Origin of the sequence: Streptomyces pratensis (assembly GCF_037137275.1) — a bacterium.
GTDB lineage: Bacteria > Actinomycetota > Actinomycetes > Streptomycetales > Streptomycetaceae > Streptomyces > Streptomyces pratensis_B.
Window position 1 is genome coordinate 1 of record NZ_JBBBEN010000097.1, and the last position, 15,194, is coordinate 15,194.

General features: G+C 68.4%; 18 protein-coding genes and 2 pseudogenes. 14 read left to right on the top strand and 6 right to left on the bottom strand.

What is annotated here, in order from left to right:
- Window positions 1–484: 484 nt before the first annotated feature.
- Window positions 485–858: pseudogene (locus tag V9U70_RS22300) on the top strand (transposase family protein); the annotation flags it as partial.
- A gap of 412 nt (window positions 859–1,270) precedes the next feature.
- Here V9U70_RS22300 and V9U70_RS22305 read toward each other — a convergent pair.
- A complete protein-coding gene (locus V9U70_RS22305; RefSeq protein WP_336677875.1) occupies window positions 1,271–1,921 on the bottom strand; it encodes a TetR/AcrR family transcriptional regulator in 651 nt (216 codons plus the stop codon).
- Between the two features lie 162 nt (window positions 1,922–2,083).
- Between V9U70_RS22305 and V9U70_RS22310 the strand changes: the two genes are divergently transcribed.
- Both V9U70_RS22310 and V9U70_RS22315 read left to right on the top strand, forming a co-directional pair.
- The gene (locus V9U70_RS22310; RefSeq protein WP_336677877.1) at window positions 2,084–2,602 is read left to right on the top strand and encodes a cupin domain-containing protein; all 519 of its coding nucleotides are present in this window, start codon (window positions 2,084–2,086) and stop codon (window positions 2,600–2,602) included.
- A 74-nt stretch (window positions 2,603–2,676) separates the two neighbouring features.
- Window positions 2,677–2,970: a hypothetical protein gene (locus V9U70_RS22315; protein WP_336677880.1), complete on the top strand. Its 294-nt coding sequence runs from the start codon at window positions 2,677–2,679 to the stop codon at window positions 2,968–2,970.
- Window positions 2,971–3,191: 221 nt separating this feature from the next.
- Here the strand turns inward: V9U70_RS22315 and V9U70_RS22320 are convergent, their stop codons facing one another.
- Window positions 3,192–3,710, bottom strand: coding sequence for a winged helix-turn-helix transcriptional regulator (locus V9U70_RS22320; RefSeq protein WP_336677882.1), 519 nt, complete (start codon window positions 3,708–3,710; stop codon window positions 3,192–3,194).
- Between the two features lie 157 nt (window positions 3,711–3,867).
- Between V9U70_RS22320 and V9U70_RS22325 the strand changes: the two genes are divergently transcribed.
- Both V9U70_RS22325 and V9U70_RS22330 read left to right on the top strand, forming a co-directional pair.
- Complete coding sequence (locus V9U70_RS22325; RefSeq protein ID WP_336677884.1) at window positions 3,868–4,224, top strand: RING finger protein; 357 nt, start codon at window positions 3,868–3,870, stop codon at window positions 4,222–4,224.
- Window positions 4,225–4,276: 52 nt separating this feature from the next.
- Window positions 4,277–5,119: an SDR family NAD(P)-dependent oxidoreductase gene (locus V9U70_RS22330; RefSeq protein ID WP_336677885.1), complete on the top strand. Its 843-nt coding sequence runs from the start codon at window positions 4,277–4,279 to the stop codon at window positions 5,117–5,119.
- On the opposite strand, the pseudogene V9U70_RS22335 reads toward V9U70_RS22330, so the two are convergent.
- Window positions 5,099–5,309, bottom strand: a pseudogene (locus V9U70_RS22335) (transposase); the annotation flags it as partial. The gene V9U70_RS22330 and the pseudogene V9U70_RS22335 overlap by 21 nt on opposite strands.
- Window positions 5,310–5,318: 9 nt before the next feature.
- Here V9U70_RS22335 and V9U70_RS22340 point away from each other — a divergent pair.
- A complete protein-coding gene (locus V9U70_RS22340; RefSeq protein WP_336677887.1) occupies window positions 5,319–5,786 on the top strand; it encodes a VOC family protein in 468 nt (155 codons plus the stop codon).
- 14 nt (window positions 5,787–5,800) lie between these two features.
- On the opposite strand, the gene V9U70_RS22345 is transcribed toward V9U70_RS22340, so the two are convergent.
- Entirely contained in the window at window positions 5,801–6,268 is a 468-nt protein-coding gene (locus V9U70_RS22345) for a MarR family winged helix-turn-helix transcriptional regulator (RefSeq protein WP_336677889.1), read from the bottom strand.
- A 425-nt stretch (window positions 6,269–6,693) separates the two neighbouring features.
- Between V9U70_RS22345 and V9U70_RS22350 the strand changes: the two genes are divergently transcribed.
- From V9U70_RS22350 to V9U70_RS22370, 5 genes are all read left to right on the top strand, one after another.
- Window positions 6,694–7,107, top strand: coding sequence for a GlcG/HbpS family heme-binding protein (locus tag V9U70_RS22350; protein WP_336677890.1), 414 nt, complete (start codon window positions 6,694–6,696; stop codon window positions 7,105–7,107).
- Window positions 7,108–7,188: 81 nt separating this feature from the next.
- Complete coding sequence (locus V9U70_RS22355) at window positions 7,189–8,013, top strand: aldo/keto reductase (RefSeq protein ID WP_336677892.1); 825 nt, start codon at window positions 7,189–7,191, stop codon at window positions 8,011–8,013.
- 118 nt (window positions 8,014–8,131) lie between these two features.
- Complete coding sequence (locus V9U70_RS22360; RefSeq protein WP_336677894.1) at window positions 8,132–8,926, top strand: SDR family NAD(P)-dependent oxidoreductase; 795 nt, start codon at window positions 8,132–8,134, stop codon at window positions 8,924–8,926.
- A 201-nt stretch (window positions 8,927–9,127) separates the two neighbouring features.
- Window positions 9,128–10,141: an aldo/keto reductase gene (locus V9U70_RS22365; RefSeq protein ID WP_336677896.1), complete on the top strand. Its 1,014-nt coding sequence runs from the start codon at window positions 9,128–9,130 to the stop codon at window positions 10,139–10,141.
- Between the two features lie 48 nt (window positions 10,142–10,189).
- On the top strand, window positions 10,190–10,612 hold the full coding sequence (locus tag V9U70_RS22370; protein ID WP_336677897.1) for an SRPBCC family protein: 423 nt from the start codon (window positions 10,190–10,192) through the stop codon (window positions 10,610–10,612).
- A 237-nt stretch (window positions 10,613–10,849) separates the two neighbouring features.
- Here V9U70_RS22370 and V9U70_RS22375 read toward each other — a convergent pair whose 3' ends face one another.
- On the bottom strand, window positions 10,850–11,326 hold the full coding sequence (locus V9U70_RS22375) for a peroxiredoxin (RefSeq protein ID WP_336677899.1): 477 nt from the start codon (window positions 11,324–11,326) through the stop codon (window positions 10,850–10,852).
- A 55-nt stretch (window positions 11,327–11,381) separates the two neighbouring features.
- Window positions 11,382–12,257: an alpha/beta fold hydrolase gene (locus tag V9U70_RS22380; RefSeq protein ID WP_336677901.1), complete on the bottom strand. Its 876-nt coding sequence runs from the start codon at window positions 12,255–12,257 to the stop codon at window positions 11,382–11,384.
- Window positions 12,258–12,497: 240 nt separating this feature from the next.
- Here V9U70_RS22380 and V9U70_RS22385 point away from each other — a divergent pair, with 240 nt between their 5' ends.
- The 3 genes from V9U70_RS22385 to V9U70_RS22395 all read left to right on the top strand — a co-directional run bounded on the left by V9U70_RS22385 (window position 12,498) and on the right by V9U70_RS22395 (window position 15,077).
- Entirely contained in the window at window positions 12,498–13,088 is a 591-nt protein-coding gene (locus V9U70_RS22385) for a TetR/AcrR family transcriptional regulator (RefSeq protein ID WP_336677902.1), read from the top strand.
- Between the two features lie 67 nt (window positions 13,089–13,155).
- Window positions 13,156–13,998: a helix-turn-helix transcriptional regulator gene (locus V9U70_RS22390; RefSeq protein WP_336677904.1), complete on the top strand. Its 843-nt coding sequence runs from the start codon at window positions 13,156–13,158 to the stop codon at window positions 13,996–13,998.
- A gap of 98 nt (window positions 13,999–14,096) precedes the next feature.
- Complete coding sequence (locus V9U70_RS22395; protein ID WP_336677906.1) at window positions 14,097–15,077, top strand: helix-turn-helix transcriptional regulator; 981 nt, start codon at window positions 14,097–14,099, stop codon at window positions 15,075–15,077.
- Window positions 15,078–15,194: the final 117 nt, after the last annotated feature.

Sequence of the window (15,194 nt, forward strand, 5' to 3'; positions counted from 1 at the left end):
CAACCCCGAACCACCCCACACCGAACTCGGACGCCTTGACGAAAGACATAGAGGCACCCCCCGCATAGTCCTGGAGGAGCTCGGGGCTCGGGCGAGTTGGACTGGACTCGGCGCACGACCTACTCCCGGAGCGTCCGAGCGGCAGAAGGGGGCCTCTGGCGGGAACGAAGACGACCGACTGGGGCTGACTAGTATTCAGAACTTGCCTGGCCATCGACCGGTACGGACTGCCCCTACCGCCATCTGATTCCGGCGCCGACACGTACGACAGCCAGGGCCTCGGTCGGCTGAAAAGATGCTGAGTCCTCACGATGGTTCGGCCGCCGCCGCTGAAGCGAGGAGGGCTCCGTTGCCCGGGCTCGCAGGCTACCGACGTCTCCACCACCGCTACGAACTCAGCGCCGTGCGCTCGTCTTCACCCCGGAGGAGGCTCAGATGAGGTGTGGCCAAGGGCCTGCGCCCGGCACCAAAGGATTGGGCACCGCTGGTGCCGGTACTGGTCACCGCCGCCAGCGTCTGTGACGATGCCGGCGGAATGCGCTTGCTCCCGAACACGGCCGGAGGCCGCCCTCGCGTCACGAAGGCGTGGGTCGACAGTGGCTACCGCACCAAGACCATCGATCACGGTGCCGCCCTCGACATCTCGACGTCGAAGTCCCCCGCGACGCCGCACAGAAGGGCTTCAAGATGATGCCGCGGCACTGGATCGTCGAGCGGACTTCGGATGGCTCATGCACCACCGCCGCCTCGCCCGCGACCACGAAACTCACCCACACCGCTCTGGAAGCGATGACCCACCTTGCGAGGGGCGACCTGATGAGCCGCAGGCTCACCCGGGAAACGACCCCGAACTGGAAGGGTCCACAGCCGCCAGGCCATGCTGGCCCGCAGCCCACCCTGGGCCCCGGGGCTGGGGAGGCGCCTGCTGCTGGTGGCGTCGTCGCGCAGCATTCCCCTGGCCCGAAGTGGTGTTCGCCTGACGGGCACGGCCTCGCTGAGAGGGCCCGCCAAGTGGGATCGGCCGTGACATTCCGGTGCTCCCTCCCACCCCCGGGACCGGCCTTTTGCCCAGGCCGAAGCCGGTGTTCGCTGCAGAAGGCGTGAGACATGCTGGTGCGGGTCTCGCAGTTCCAACGGCAAGGCGCGCCTGGTGGCGGAAGTGGTCGTGACGGCGGCCAGGAGGAGGCGCCCTTGACGCGAGCCGCCATCGGAGAAGGCAACGGAACAGGCACGGAACTACCCGGCGTGAGCTGACCGGGGCGGCTTGGTCTCACTCCAGGGTGACGAGCGCCTCGCGTAGTTCGCGGGTAGGTGTGAGGCCGTACGCGGCGCGGACAGCGCCCACGAGCAGGGTGATCCAGGCATCGGCGAGGGCATCGATCTCGACCGGGCGGCCGTTGCGCAGCCAGAGCAGGGACATCTCGTCGCAGGCGGCGCCGAACCCCCGTATAGGCAGCAGCAGAACGGGGTCGTCGGCGTCGAGGCCGAGCACCGCGCAGATGTTCCGGACCCCCTCCTCCCATGTCGCCTCGAAGGCCGTCGACGCCACGTCGGTTCCCTGCGTACGACGCAGGACGAGATTGAGCGCGGCGTCTTCATGCGAGGCCAGGAAGCGTAGATGCGCAACGAAGTGCCGACGTAGCCGGTCGGGTACGGGTCCGTCGGACTCCAACTTCGTTGCTGCTTTGAGCTGCTGGTCGACCTCCCGCACGACCTCTGCGTAGAGGCTTTCCTTGCCTTTGAAGTGATGGGACAGGAGTCCGTGAGCGACACCCGCCGTACGTGCGATGTCCCCGACGGTCACCTCTCCGTAAGGGCGCCGGGAGAAGTGCTCCAGGGCGGCGCACAGCAGTTTCTGGCGCGTTTCCTGAGCTGCCACCTGCCGACGGGTCGGCGGCCTCTCTGCTTCGGGTGCGCTCACGTCGATCCCTCCTCGGCGGCGGCCATGTCGTCCTGCAGCGTATGTGAGGGGCGAGCAGGGCCCCACATCGACAGTATTGCTTGACTGGCGTTCAATGACTTACAGTCAACATGTTGCCGCGGCGGGCCACTCGGGCGGCGCCGCGGAGAAGGGACCGCGATCATGGCTCTCAGCTCACCGCTCCCCGACAAGGACGATCCGGTTTGGAGTTCCCCCAACGGCTTCGTCGTCCGCAAGGACGAAGGCGTCACTCGGCTCACAGGCCACGAGACGTTCGCCGTCAAGGTCACTGGCGAGGCGACGGACGGTGCTCTCGCGTTCATGAGCGGGCTCGTCGAACCGGGGCACGGCAACGTGCCGCACATTCACTCCAAGGAGGACGAGGCGTTCTATGTGCTCACCGGGGAGTTCGAATTCCTCAACGGGAACCAGAGGTTCACGGCTCACCCCGGTGACTTCGTCTACATACCCAAAGGGACCCGGCACGCCTTTCGGAACCTGGCGCAGGAACCGGCCCGCCTGCTCGTCTTCTACACCCCGGCAGGGCCCGAGGCGTTCTTCCTGAACTACGGCTCGACGGGCGGCCCTCCAGAGCCTTGGACCCAGGAGAAGTTCGATGAAGTGACTGATGCCATCGGCGCGCACAACATGGTGCTCCTGCCCGGGGATGACTGGCACTGACCTCCTCGCCGCGGCGTTCTCGGAGATCAGTCACGCTCTCCTGCCGCCAGCAGCAGGCTCGGATGTGAGGCGTCGTGGAACGCGCGTCGAACGGCACCGCGTCCGACCCACTGCGGGAGGCGATCACGGACTGCGTCGGCTCCAGCTGGTACGGGGAGGGCGAGAGGTCCGACAGCTCAAAAGCCCAGGCCCTACCTTCACGTGGCATCGACCGCGAGCGCTCCCGGTCCGGCGACTGGAAGGGAAGATCACAGGTGCACGATCGAGTGAGACCGCGCAAGCTGACTACTCGCCGCACGGCGGCGTTGACCTACCGGCGGCCGCGGCTGCTGGCCGCCGGCGCGGGCATGGCCTCCATCCGGGGGTGACCGCGCGGCCCTCGATACGGCGGCGGCACGGCTGCTCGCGGACGTCCCGGACGCGGCAGTCGTGACCGGTGAACCATCACGGACGCGGGCTCTTGCGCGGGCCGCACCATCGCCCTGAAGCGCGGCAGTCGGCCAGCCTGGCCGGGAACTCCCGGAGGAATGATCTTCGAGGAGGCGAGGCACCGGTTCGCTGCCCGTGAGTGGTGGCGAACCGGGCGCGCCTACTGCCCGTCGACCCTGCCCGGCCGCTGACTCTGCGATCCCGTGTACCGCGAGCGCATTGCGGTGCTCGCGGCCGGGCCGGCGGCGAAGACGAAAGCCTCACTGTCGTCGAGGTTTTTGCCTGTACGGGCGTCGACCAGAACCGGCTCGACCTCCTCGCCGCTGGCGGCGTCCACCAAGATCATGGATCGTTCCTGCGGTGTCAGGTGCCGGTTCCCCCAGGCGGCCAGGGCCACCATCACGGGCCGAAGGGATCGGCCCCGCTCGGTGAGCACGTACTCGTAGCGGGCCGGCTTGTCCTGGTAGAGCCGTCGTTCCAGCAGGTCGTCCGCGACCAACGTCTTCAGCCGCGTGGTGAGCATGCTGGTGGAGATGTTCAGGTTCTGCTGGAACTGGTCGAAGCGTGTATAGCCATCGAAGGCGTCGTGCAAGATCAGCAGAGTCCACCACTCGCCGACGTGCTGCACCGTCGTCGACAGCGGGCACTCCCGGTCCTCCAGTCGCATGCGGCTCGTCATGTCATCCTCCAGAAGTAACTGCTAGTGTAGAAGTCAGTACCTTCTATTTTAGCAGTCTGCGTGATTCTGCGGTGATGTGCCCACGTCAGGCATGTCGCCGCCCGGCTTGCAAGAGCAGCATCCCGTGACTGCTCGCCCTGGCGCAGAGGAGAAACCCATGACTCAGCACCCGACGCCGATCAACCCCACCGACCTGCCCGAAGCGATCACCCGCTACCTGGCGGGCCGCGACGCCAAGGACGTCTCGGCTGCGGCATCGGCCTTCGCGCCGCACGCCACGGTTGCGGACGACGGACACACCTACGAGGGAGCCGAGGCCATCAGCCGATGGCTCGGGCGGACCGACACCGAGTACACCTACGCGAGCACGCTCACCGGTGCGGAACGCGACGCATCCGACCGGTACACCGTCAGCCAGCACCTCGAAGGGGACTTCCCTGGCGGGAAGGTCGATCTGCGTTGCCGATTCGTGCTGGCCCATGGACTGATCAGCGAACTCGGCATCGCCCCCTGACCAGCCGCCCGCCACCCTTGTTCACCACGACCCTGACAGGAGCACGAACAACATGAGGACCTGGTTCATCACCGGCGGCACCCCCGGCGGATTCGGCATGGCCTACGCCAACGCCGCCCTGAAATCGGGCGACAACGTCGTCCTCACCGCCCGCCGCCCTCGCCTGCTCGAGGACTGGGCCGCCTGCCACGGCGACCGGGTGCTCGTCCACTCCCTTGACGTCACCGACGCGTCCCAGGTCCACGAGGCCGTCCGGGCCGCCGAAGAGCGTTTCGGCGGTATCGACGTCCTGGTCAACAACGCCGGCCGGGGATGGTACGGCTCCGTCGAGGGGGCGCCCGACAGTGAGGTCAGGGCCTCCTTCGAGCTCAACTTCTTTTCCGTCGCGCAGATGCTTCGTGCCGTCCTGCCGGGCATGCGAGAGCGGGGTGACGGATGGATCATCAACATGTCCTCCGTCGCAGGCCTGCGCAGTACGCCGGGGTTCGGCTACTACAGCGCCGCCAAGTACGCCATCGAAGGACTGACCGAAGCGTTGCGCCACGAAGTCGCCCCGTTCGGGATCAAGGTCCTGGCCGTGGAGCCAGGCGCCTTCCGGACACACGCCTACGCGTCATTCGCCGACGAGGCCGTGAGCGAGACGGTCGACGCCTACCTTCCCCTGATCCGATCCGTCCGCTCCTCCATGATCGAACAGGACGGTCGGCAGCCCGGCGACCCGGAGCGCGGAGTGCGTGCTGTCGTGGATGCGATGAACAGCGCCACCCCGCCCCGCCGTATCGTCCTGGGCGCCGGCGGGTACGCGGCCGTCCAGGAGCAAGTGGCGGATATGGCGGCAGAACTGAGCGCCTTCGAAGCGGCCTCGCTAAGCGCGGACTTCCCTCAGGGCTCCTGAGAGACGGTCGAGAACCGCGTCCTTCTGTCGGCGGTGAACTGTCCATGGACGGTTTCCCGCGGGGCGAAGCCGTGCGGGAGGTATCACCATGGGATCCCGGTCCGGGTGACGTGGAGGAGAAGTCCATGATCCGGCGCAGGACGTGTTCGGGCGGCCGCCCGATGTCCAGGCCCCTGCCTCTGCGCTCGGCAGCACCTCGATGCATCTCACCCAGGCCGCCCACGTCGGCATCTCGGTTTCGGACCTGGACGCCTCGATCGCGTTTTACCAAGCCTTGACCGGGAGAGAACCCGTCGCGCAGGGCACCATGAACAGCGTTCCGTTCGGTGGCTCCCAAGGGCTGCCGAACGCAGAACTGCGTTACGCCACGATCAACCTGGACGGCCTGGGCATCGACTTGATCCAGTTTCAGGATCCGGTAGGCGAGCGCACGAACGGCAAGGCGAACCGCCCTGGCTCCATGCACCTGTGTTTCCGGGTCGACGACTTCGACGCGGTTTACCGGCGCATGAAGAAGGCCGGGTACGACTTTCTGGGGGATGACTACACGTTCCTCGCCGGCGAGGTCACCCCGGAGCAAGCGCTCGGTACGAAGGTCGCGTACTTCAATGACCCGGACGGCACAAATCTGGAGATTATCCAGCCCCAGGAAGGGTTCGCCCGCTGACAAAAGGGCCCGGCTCACGTCGGCTGGATGGCGCCCGGCAGCTCGTGGACAGCCTTGACGAGGGGGGCGAGCGCGGGGTCCTCGGCCGCCTCGTCCAAGGCCTTGCTCAGGGCTGTGTTGTGGGTGGGGCGGGCCTCGTCCAGCAGGCGCATGCCGGCGTCGGTCACATCCGTGTAGATGCCGCGACGGTCGGTGGGGCACAGGTAGCGCGAGAGCAGCCCGCGCTGTTCCAGCCGGGTCACCAGTCGCGTGGTGGCGCTCTGGCTGAGCACGACGGAGTCGGCGACCTGGCGCATCTGCAGGTGCCCGCCCTCGTCGTTGTGCTGTCGGCCGAGCACGTCGAGGAGTGAGTACTCGCGGGCGCTCAGTTCGTGCCCTGCCTGGAGTGCGCGTTCGACGCGGCTTTCGATGCGGCCGTGCAGCAATGAGAGGGCCGACCAACTGTGCGCCAGTGCGGTCATCGCCGGGTCGGTGGCGGTCATGCGCAGCTCCCTCAGGCTGGTTGCGAGCGGTGGTGTCAGGCTGACAGGGGGCCTGCCGGGCGCAACCCCTAGTTCACTATACCCGCGCTTGCAATTATCCGGCGTGTGCAACTATTGTGAACGCAGGTAAGGGGCGAATGCATCGTCCACTCCGGGAGTCACCGCCCTACCTCTCCCTTTGCGCCGTCCGAGGACCCTCGCCATGCCGCTCGCGCTGCTGACCTGGCCGTTGGGATCGGCGCACCGAGCATGACCGTCCTGGGCGCCAGCCCCCTCGAAGCCACAGACCCTGCACGCGGCCCTCACCTCTGCCCCAGATGTCGTCCTGGCTGCCGACTCAGGCGCCGTTTCGGCCGTGGTGAGCGCTATCCGCTCCTGGTCGCCGCGACACGAGGCCGTCCATCCCTCACATTAGGAAGTGACCCGTGAACACCCCCGCGGCCCCGCTGACCATTGCCGACGCCGAGACCCTCATCGCTGCGGCACGTCGTGCCGCTGACGAGGCGGAAGGTCCCGTCAGCATCACCGTTCTCGATGCCGGCGGGCACCTGTTGGCCTTCCGTCGTGACGAGCGCGCCGTGCTCATCTCCGGCGAGACCAGCACCGCCAAGGCCTACACCGCCCTGCAACTGAACGCACCGACCGCTGAACTCGCCGACCTGGTCAAGCCGGACGGCCCCTTCCACTCGTTGCCCACGGCGCTGAACAAGCCCCTGTTGTTCATCGGCGGCGGAGTGCCCGTCCACCGCGGCGGTCATCTCATCGGCGCCCTCGGGCTCGGTGGCGGCGCTCCCGAGCAGGACCACGGCTTCGCCCGGACCGCGCTCCAGGCCCTCTGACCAGCCTCCGCTCGCACCGGTCGGCGTCGATCAGCGCTGACCGGCAAGGAAAGTACCGACAGCACCACCGAAAGGCCCCTCATGACTGCCATCCCGAACGTGACACTCAACAATGGTGTGGTCATGCCGCAGCTCGGCTTCGGCGTCTTCCAAGTCCCCGACGAGGAGACCGCCGCCGCCGTCGCCGGCGCGCTCGATGCCGGTTACCGCAGTATCGACACCGCTGCGGTCTACGGCAACGAGGGAGGCGTCGGCAAAGCCCTCAACGCCTCCGGCCTTCCCCGCGAGGAACTCTTCGTCACGACCAAGCTGTGGAACGACGACCAGGGCAAGGACAAGGCCCTGGCCGCATTCGACGCCTCCCTGGACAAGCTCGGCCTCGACTACATCGACCTCTACCTGATCCACTGGCCCACCCCGGCCCGCGATCTGTACACCGAGACCTACAAGGTGTTGGAGGAAATCCTGGCGAGCGGGCGCACCCGCGCCATCGGCGTCTCGAATTTCCGAGTCCCCGACCTGCAGAGGCTCCTCGGAAACACCGGTGTCACCCCGGCCGTCAACCAGATCGAGCTGCACCCCGCGCTCCAGCAGAACGAGCTGCGCGCCTTCCATGCCGAGCACGGCATCGCCACCGAGGCGTGGAGCCCGCTGGCCCAGGGAGCGGTCCTCGGGGACGAGTCGATCGTGAGGATCGCCGGAGCACACGGAGTGTCCCCGGCGCAGGTAGTGCTGCGCTGGCACCTTCAGAGCGGCAACATCGTGATCCCCGAATCCGTCACTCCCGAGCGCATCCGGCAGAACCTCGATGTCTTCGGCTTCGAGCTGAGCGACGCCGAGATGTCCGCCATCGCGGGCTTGGACCGCGGTCTGCGTACCGGCCCGGACCCCGACACCCTCAACTGACCACCGCCCCGAGTGCCCGTCCCGTCCCTCGTGTCACGGGGGCGGGTACTCGGGGCGCCTGCCGCGCACCGGCACCGGATTACCTGCAGCCTCACACCCTCGACAAGGAGGAACCATCGTGCAGATCGACCTTTCCGGCCGTACCGCCCTGGTCACCGGCTCCACCCAGGGCATCGGATACGCCATCGCCGTCGGCCTCGCCCGCGCCGGAGCCCGGGTCGCCGTCAACGGGCGGAGCGCGGAGCGCGTCACGGCCGCGGTGGACCGGGTGCGTGCCGACTCCGGCAACGACGACGTCATCGCCGCCGTGGGCGACCTGGCGACCGAGGAGGGTGCCGCGGCCGTACTGGAGGCCGTCCCAGTGGTCGACGTCCTGGTGAACAACCTGGGCATTTTCGGCACTGCCGCCCCGCTGGAGATCGACGACGCGGAGTGGCGCCGCTACTTCGAGGTGAACGTTCTCTCCGCCGTCCGGCTGATCCGCGCCTATCTGCCCGGCATGACGGAGCGGGGCTGGGGCCGCATCCTCAACCTCGCCAGCGACTCGGCCGTGGTCGTCCCCGCCGAGATGATCCACTACGGCATGACCAAGACCGCGCTGCTCGCCGTCAGTCGCGGCTTCGCCAAGGAGGCGGCCGGCACGGGCGTGACCGTCAACTCCATCATCGCCGGCCCCACGCACACCGGCGGCGTCGAGGACTTCGTCCGTGAGCTGGTCGGCGACAAGCTGCCCTGGGACGAGGCGCAGCGCGAGTTCATGATCAAGCATCGTCCGCAGTCCCTGATTCAGCGCCTCATCGAGCCCGAGGAGATCGCCCACATGGTCGTCTATCTCTCCTCGTCCTACGCGTCCGCGACCACCGGCGGCGCCCTGCGCGTCGACGGCGGCTACGTCGACTCGATCCTGCCCTGAGCTGCCCGGCAGCCGCCGTGCTCCGGTCCCCACATGGGGACCGGAGCACCCACCCCAACCCGTGAGTCAGCATCCATGCGCCGATAACCCGCGTTTGCATTTAATGGCGTGTGCAAGTAATGTCGTATGCAGGTAAAGCTGCGCAGGGCCCACCCGAGGCACCGAGCGGCTCGCCACCACGCACGAAAGGGAGCCCCCCTGATGAGCCTCACCCACCTGCTGCCCGGGTCGCTGGGCTTCGGAACCGCCCCCATGGGCAACATGTTCCGCGCCATCCCCGAGGAAGAGGCCCAGGCCACCCTCCAGGCCGCCTGGGACCAGGGCATCCGCTATTACGACACCGCACCGTTCTACGGTGCGGGCCTGGCCGAGATCCGGCTCGGTGAGCTGCTGGCCCAGCAGCCCCGGGACTCCTACGTCCTCTCGACGAAGGTCGGCCGCGTCATCCTCGACGAGGAAGAAGACCCGTCAGCCCGTGAACTCGGCGAGAAGGGCGGTCTGTTCGAGCACGGCCGCCCCAACAAGGTGGTCGATGACTACACCGCTGACGCGACCAAGCGCTCCATCGAGGACAGCCTCAAGCGGCTGAACACCGACCGGCTCGACATCGTCTGGGTGCACGACATCGCCCAGGACTTCCACGGCGACCGATGGCTCGCCCAGTTCGAGACGGCCCGCACCGGTGCCTTCCGGGTCCTGGACGAGCTGCGCGATCAGGGCGTGATCAAGGCCTGGGGCCTGGGCGTCAACCGCGTCGAGCCCGTCGAGCTCACCCTCGCCCTGGACGAGCCGCGCCCCGACGGCTTCCTGTTGGCCGGCCGCTACACCCTGCTGGACCACCGCCAGGCCCTCCAGCGGCTGCTGCCCGCGGCGCAGGAACAGGGTGTCGACATGGTCGTCGGCGGCCCTTACAGCTCCGGCGTCCTGGCCGGCGGCACCCACTTCGAGTACCAGGAGGCCCCGGCGCACATCCTGGAAACCGTCCGGCGCATCCGGGAACTGACCGACCGGCACGGGGTGTCCATCAAGGCCGCCGCGCTCCAGTTCGCGCTCGCCCACCCGGCCGCAGCCGCCGCGATCCCCGGTGCCACCCGCCCCTCCCGCATAGCCGAAGACCTCGGCGCTCTGCGGGAGGAGATCCCCGCCGCCTTCTGGCACGACCTGCGCGCTGCCGGCCTGCTCGACCCGGCGGCCCCGCTCCCCGCCGGCGTCTGACCCGCGCCCGCATCCACTCCCCACATCCCCCCACGTAAAGGAGCCACCATGGCCTCCACTTCCGTGAGCCGCGTCGTCCAGGCATCCCCTGAGCGGGTCTGCGAACTGATCGGCGGCTTCCACTCCCTGCCCGACTGGCTGCCGTACATCCCCAAGACCGTCCCCGAGCAGGGCGGCCGGGCCCGACGGTTGACCAACGCCGAAGGCGGGGTCATCGTGGAGCGGATGACCGCGTACAGCGCCGAGGAGCGCTATTACAGCTACGCCATCCTCCAGGCGCCCTTCCCCGTCACCGGCTACCTCTCCACCCTCCGCGTCTTCTCCGTGCCCGGCAGGCCGGAGGCCGCCGAGACCCAGTGGAGTGGACGCTTCGTTCCCGAAGGCGTGAGTGACGAGGAGGCCGAGACCCTCTTCACCGGCATCTACCGTGACGGGCTGGAGGCCGTGGCCACGGCCCTCGCGAATCGATGAACGAGGCCACCAGGACCGGGTCCTGATGGCGGATGGCCTGTGACCGGACACCGCAACAGGCCCCGCAGCCAGGGGCCCGGCTGGTCGCCTGACCAGCCGGGCCCCTCGCTGTTCTGTCTGTGTTACTGACCTCGGCTCGCCGTCCTCACCTGGAGGACGAGCTCTGCAACGCCACCGCTGCTGCCGCGGCGCTGTCGGGTGCCCAGGCAGCGAGCGCCTGGGCAGCGGCCCGGAAGCTCAGAGCAGGGAGAGTTCCGTGGTGAGCTTCTCCAGGGGCTGCCAGGTCAAGCCGACAAGCGCCGCGTGCTTCCATGCGATCCGCCCTCCGGGGGCGACGAGGAACACCGAGCGCCTCAGGCCGACGCCGGGGGCGGCGACGCCGAAGAGCTTGGCCACGGTGCGGTCCGGATCGCTGAGCAGGGGCAAGCGGAGGTTGTTCGTGCGGGCGAACTGCTCGTGACTGTCGACGTCCTGCGGACTGATGGCCCAGACCTCGGCACCCAGTTCGGTGAACTGCTCCAGCCCGCTCGAGTAGGAGCACAACTGCTTTGTGCAGACACTTGAGTTGTCCTGCGGGTAGAAGGCGAGGACCAGGGGGCGCGCGCGTTCGGTGTCGAGCCTGTAGGTCCCCCGGGCGAAGTCACCACCGCGCAGCACGCCTCCGGAGAGGACGAACTCCGGCACCGTACTCCCTGTTTCTATCGAGCCTGCCATTGTGTCTCCTTGTATGCCGTCTGTGCTGGGTGAGCCGGTGCGAACGCCGTGCCGTTCACCGGGTGGCCGTCGCAGCCTGCCGGATCAGACCGGTCACGGTGTCCGGGCGGGTCAGCATGACGGCGTGGGGCGAGTTGACCTCGGTGGTGTGCGCGTGAGCCCGCTTGGCCATGAAGCGCTGGGTGGCCGGGGGCAGAGCGTGGTCCTGGCGCGTGACCAGGTACCAGGAGGGAATGTCTCGCCAGGCGGCGTTGGTCGCGGTCTCCTCGAGGGCGGCGGCGCTGATCGGCCGTTGCGCGGCGGCGAGACTGTTGGCCTTGCGTGCGGACAGGGACGCGGCGAACACGTCACGGTACTTGTCGGGCTTGATGGAGAGGTCCACGCCACTCACGCCGTTGCCCATGTCGAAGGGAACGGGGTTCAGCGCGTCCGGTGTGGCGTGCGAGCCGGGATTCTTGGCGACCAGCGCGCCGAGTGACTCGCCCTTGTCCGGCGTGAAGGCCGCGACGTAGACGAGTGCCTTCACATTGGGCTCCTCTGTGGCAGCCTCCCCGATGACCGCGCCGCCGTAGGAGTGCCCGACCAGGACGACCGGACCTCCGATGCTTTCGATCCGGCTCTTCACATAGGCCGCGTCCGAGGCGAGCCCGCGCAGGGGGTTGGCGATCGCCTGTACGGGATATCCCTGGGTCTGCAACCGGTCGATCACCGGGCTCCAGCTGGAGGAGTCGGCCCAGGCGCCGTGTACGAGCAGGACGGTCGGCTTCGGCGCCGAGTACGAGGCGGCAGCTGCGGTGGCGACGGCCTTCCCGTCATCTGAAGGGCTGCTGGCGAGGGCGGGGACTGCGACGGCGGCCAGGGCTGCCGCGCCGGCGACCGCGAGTACGGCGCGACGGGTACGGCGTGCGGGGTGGGTGTGGCGTCGGGGCATGGTGTGCCTTCTCTGCTGGTGGCATGAGGAGACCCGGAGGGCTCCATAGGTAGATGGAACGTTCTATCTACTTCGCTGACCGTACTGCTTGCTCTCGTGATCGTCAATCGACGACTGAATCGCTGAAAGTTGGGGCGGGCGCAAGGAGTTGGCTGGCGGTAACTCATCTGAACCCGAAGGCTCGGGGTGCGGCCGTCTCGCCGTTCTGCTGAGGAACGGTCGTTCCGGTAGAGTGGTGCGATGACCCCGCCCCAAGCCCCCGCGACAGCGTCTCCGGCCCGAGCCCGGCTCCTGGAGACGGCCTCCGCCATCTTCTACGCCGACGGCATCCGTCACGTCGGCGTGGACCGCATCATCGCTGAGGCCCAGGTCACCCGGGTCACCTTCTACCGCCATTTCCCCAGCAAGGAAGACCTCGTGCTCGCCCATGTCGAGCAACGCGACCAGCAGATCAGGTCGGAGGTGACGGAGGCGTTCCGGACGAGTACCGACCCCGAGGCCCTGCTGCTGATGATGATGGCGGGCGTCGGGGCGGAGATCTGCGGGCCGGGCTTCCGCGGCTGCCCGTTCATCAACGCCGCCGCTGAGTACCCGGGCCCAGGGCATCCTGTCCGGCGGGCGGTCCAGGCCCACCGGTCCTGGTTCCGGCAGACGGTCCTGAACCTCGTGACCGCTGCGGGTTGCACCGACAGCGAGCACACCACCGCGGTGCTCGTTCTTCTGCGGGACGGTGCGATGGCCGGGGGAGACCTGGACGATCCGCAATCGGTGCGTGAGCACTTGATGCGGACTGTCTCCACCGTTCTTGAGGACGGGCGGAAAGCCCGGTAGAGAGGGCCGTGCCGCCCGGCCGGTCCCTACATCACCCTCTCGTTCACCCCAACCGACAGGTCGGAAAATGCAGCAGCCACAGAACGAACTCGGCGCCTTTCTGCGCGCGAACCGCGCCCGCACCGAACCGTCCGACGTGGGTCTGCTCGCCGGTGGTGGCAGCCGGAGAGTCAAGGGTCTGCGGCGGGAAGAGGTCGCTGTGCTCGCCGGCGTGAGCGTCGACTACTACGCGCGCCTGGAACAAGGGCGCGAGCGCCATCCCTCGCCGCAAGTGGTCGACGCCGTGGGGCGGGCGATGCGCCTGACACCAAACGCGCGGACCCATCTCTTCCGGCTGGCGGGCCTTCACCCCGCACTCACCTCGGCCGCAGGCCGCGATCTGGTCCACCCCTCCCTGCTGCACCTGCTGGACGCCTTTCCCGCGGCCGCCGCCTACGTGCTGAGCCCCGCCTTCGACGTACTCGCGAAGAACGCCGTCGCCACCGCGCTCCTCGCACCCTTCGAGGGCACCTCGAACATGATCCGGGTGCTTTTCCAGCACCCCCGTGCGCGAGAGGTCTTCGTCGAGTGGCCCGTCGTGGCGCGCGCCACGGTGCACGCGCTGCGGCTGCACGCGGGCCGGTTCCCCGACGACCCTGGCATCAGCGGTCTCGTGGCCGAGATGTCGCAGGAATCGCCGGACTTCCGGGGGCTGTGGGAGGAGAACGAGGTCGAGAGCATGACCCGCGCGTACAAGGTCTTCGTGTTGCCCGGCGTCGGCCGTATCGAGCTGGCCTACCAGACCTTTGACGTCCACGACGCTCCAGGACAGCAGCTTCTGGTCGGCGTTCCCGAGCCCGGCAGTGCGGGCGCTGCGGCGGTGACGTCCCTCGTGGCGCCGGCCGAGCGCGGCGCGACGACCATCGTGTGATGCCCCGCCGAGGCTGCTACGCGGGGGTGAGGGAGCTCTACGCCGCCTCCGATCCACGCGGGACCGCCCCGCTCGCGGCTCCCGGATAGGTTCGTTCCATGATCACCACCTCCGCTCGGCTGCTTCGGTTGGTGTCCTTGCTGTCGAGCAGGCCCACCTGGTCCAACGCGGAACTCGCACGACAACTGGACGTCACCGAACGCACGGTGCGCCGGGACGTCGACAAGCTGCGTGAGCTCGGCTACGGGGTGGAGTCCGTGCCGGGGCCGGGCGGCGGCTACCGCTTCGGTGCGGGCAACCGCATGCCGCCGCTGAACCTGGACGACGACGAGGTCTTCGCCGTGGCCGTGGCGCTCAGGGAAGCCGCACACGGTGCAGCACTCGGCGCCGACCCGGCAGCGCTGTCGGCACTGCTGAAGCTGCGGCAGATCCTCCCCACCCGGATGGCGAGGCGGCTGGCGGGCCTCGACGCCACCGTCGAACACACTCCGCGCTGCGAGACCCCCCGGGCGTCCGCCGACGTGCTGTTGCTCCTGGCCTCCGTCTGCCGGGCGTCCGAGCGCACCACGCTCACCTACCGTGACATGCACGGCACCACCACGGTCCGGTGCGTCGACCCGCACCGCCTTGTGTACACCGGTGCCCACTGGTACCTCGTGGCCCGTGATGTCGGACGATCGGCCTGGCGGACGTTTCGTGCGGACCGGGTCGTGGAGGTCGAGTCCACTGGGGAAGTGGTCGAGGTGCTGGACGCCCCGGACGCCGCGCAGCTGGTCTCCGACACCATCACCCGCACCGGATATCCCTTTTTCGCCCGGGTCCGGCTCTCACTGTCCTTCGACGACGCCCGGCGCCTGGTGGCACCCATCGTCGCCACCCATGAACCCGACGGGCCGGACGCGACGGTCATCAGCATCGGCGGGTCCGACCCCGATCAGCTCGCCGGTTACCTCCTCAGCCTGCGCACGCCGCTGGAGGTGCTGTCACCCGACTCCGTTCGCGAGGCACTCCTCGCCCGGCTCGACGTCCTGTACCGCGGCAATGGCGCGGGTCGGCAGGAAGCCGACGAGCAGAAGTGACGATCGGAGCGGCTGTGACGAGGAGAGCAGTGGTGACGATCAGGGGGCCCCAAGCAGCGACCGGTGAAAGACCAGGACCGTAGGTGTCCGGATCTGCTCCTAGCCTGGATGCAAGGC

What these genes read in the sequence shown, in the direction of transcription:
- V9U70_RS22370 (WP_336677897.1), top strand. Translation starts at nt 10,190, where the DNA reads ATGGCCTCCACTTCCGTGAGCCGCGTCGTCCAGGCATCCCCTGAGCGG.
- V9U70_RS22380 (WP_336677901.1), bottom strand. Translation starts at nt 12,257, where the DNA reads ATGCCCCGACGCCACACCCACCCCGCACGCCGTACCCGTCGCGCCGTA.
- V9U70_RS22375 (WP_336677899.1), bottom strand. Translation starts at nt 11,326, where the DNA reads ATGGCAGGCTCGATAGAAACAGGGAGTACGGTGCCGGAGTTCGTCCTC.
- V9U70_RS22310 (WP_336677877.1), top strand. Translation starts at nt 2,084, where the DNA reads ATGGCTCTCAGCTCACCGCTCCCCGACAAGGACGATCCGGTTTGGAGT.
- V9U70_RS22395 (WP_336677906.1), top strand. Translation starts at nt 14,097, where the DNA reads ATGATCACCACCTCCGCTCGGCTGCTTCGGTTGGTGTCCTTGCTGTCG.
- V9U70_RS22320 (WP_336677882.1), bottom strand. Translation starts at nt 3,710, where the DNA reads ATGACGAGCCGCATGCGACTGGAGGACCGGGAGTGCCCGCTGTCGACG.
- V9U70_RS22385 (WP_336677902.1), top strand. Translation starts at nt 12,498, where the DNA reads ATGACCCCGCCCCAAGCCCCCGCGACAGCGTCTCCGGCCCGAGCCCGG.
- V9U70_RS22340 (WP_336677887.1), top strand. Translation starts at nt 5,319, where the DNA reads ATGCATCTCACCCAGGCCGCCCACGTCGGCATCTCGGTTTCGGACCTG.
- V9U70_RS22365 (WP_336677896.1), top strand. Translation starts at nt 9,128, where the DNA reads ATGAGCCTCACCCACCTGCTGCCCGGGTCGCTGGGCTTCGGAACCGCC.
- V9U70_RS22390 (WP_336677904.1), top strand. Translation starts at nt 13,156, where the DNA reads ATGCAGCAGCCACAGAACGAACTCGGCGCCTTTCTGCGCGCGAACCGC.
- V9U70_RS22345 (WP_336677889.1), bottom strand. Translation starts at nt 6,268, where the DNA reads ATGACCGCCACCGACCCGGCGATGACCGCACTGGCGCACAGTTGGTCG.
- V9U70_RS22330 (WP_336677885.1), top strand. Translation starts at nt 4,277, where the DNA reads ATGAGGACCTGGTTCATCACCGGCGGCACCCCCGGCGGATTCGGCATG.
- V9U70_RS22325 (WP_336677884.1), top strand. Translation starts at nt 3,868, where the DNA reads ATGACTCAGCACCCGACGCCGATCAACCCCACCGACCTGCCCGAAGCG.
- V9U70_RS22355 (WP_336677892.1), top strand. Translation starts at nt 7,189, where the DNA reads ATGACTGCCATCCCGAACGTGACACTCAACAATGGTGTGGTCATGCCG.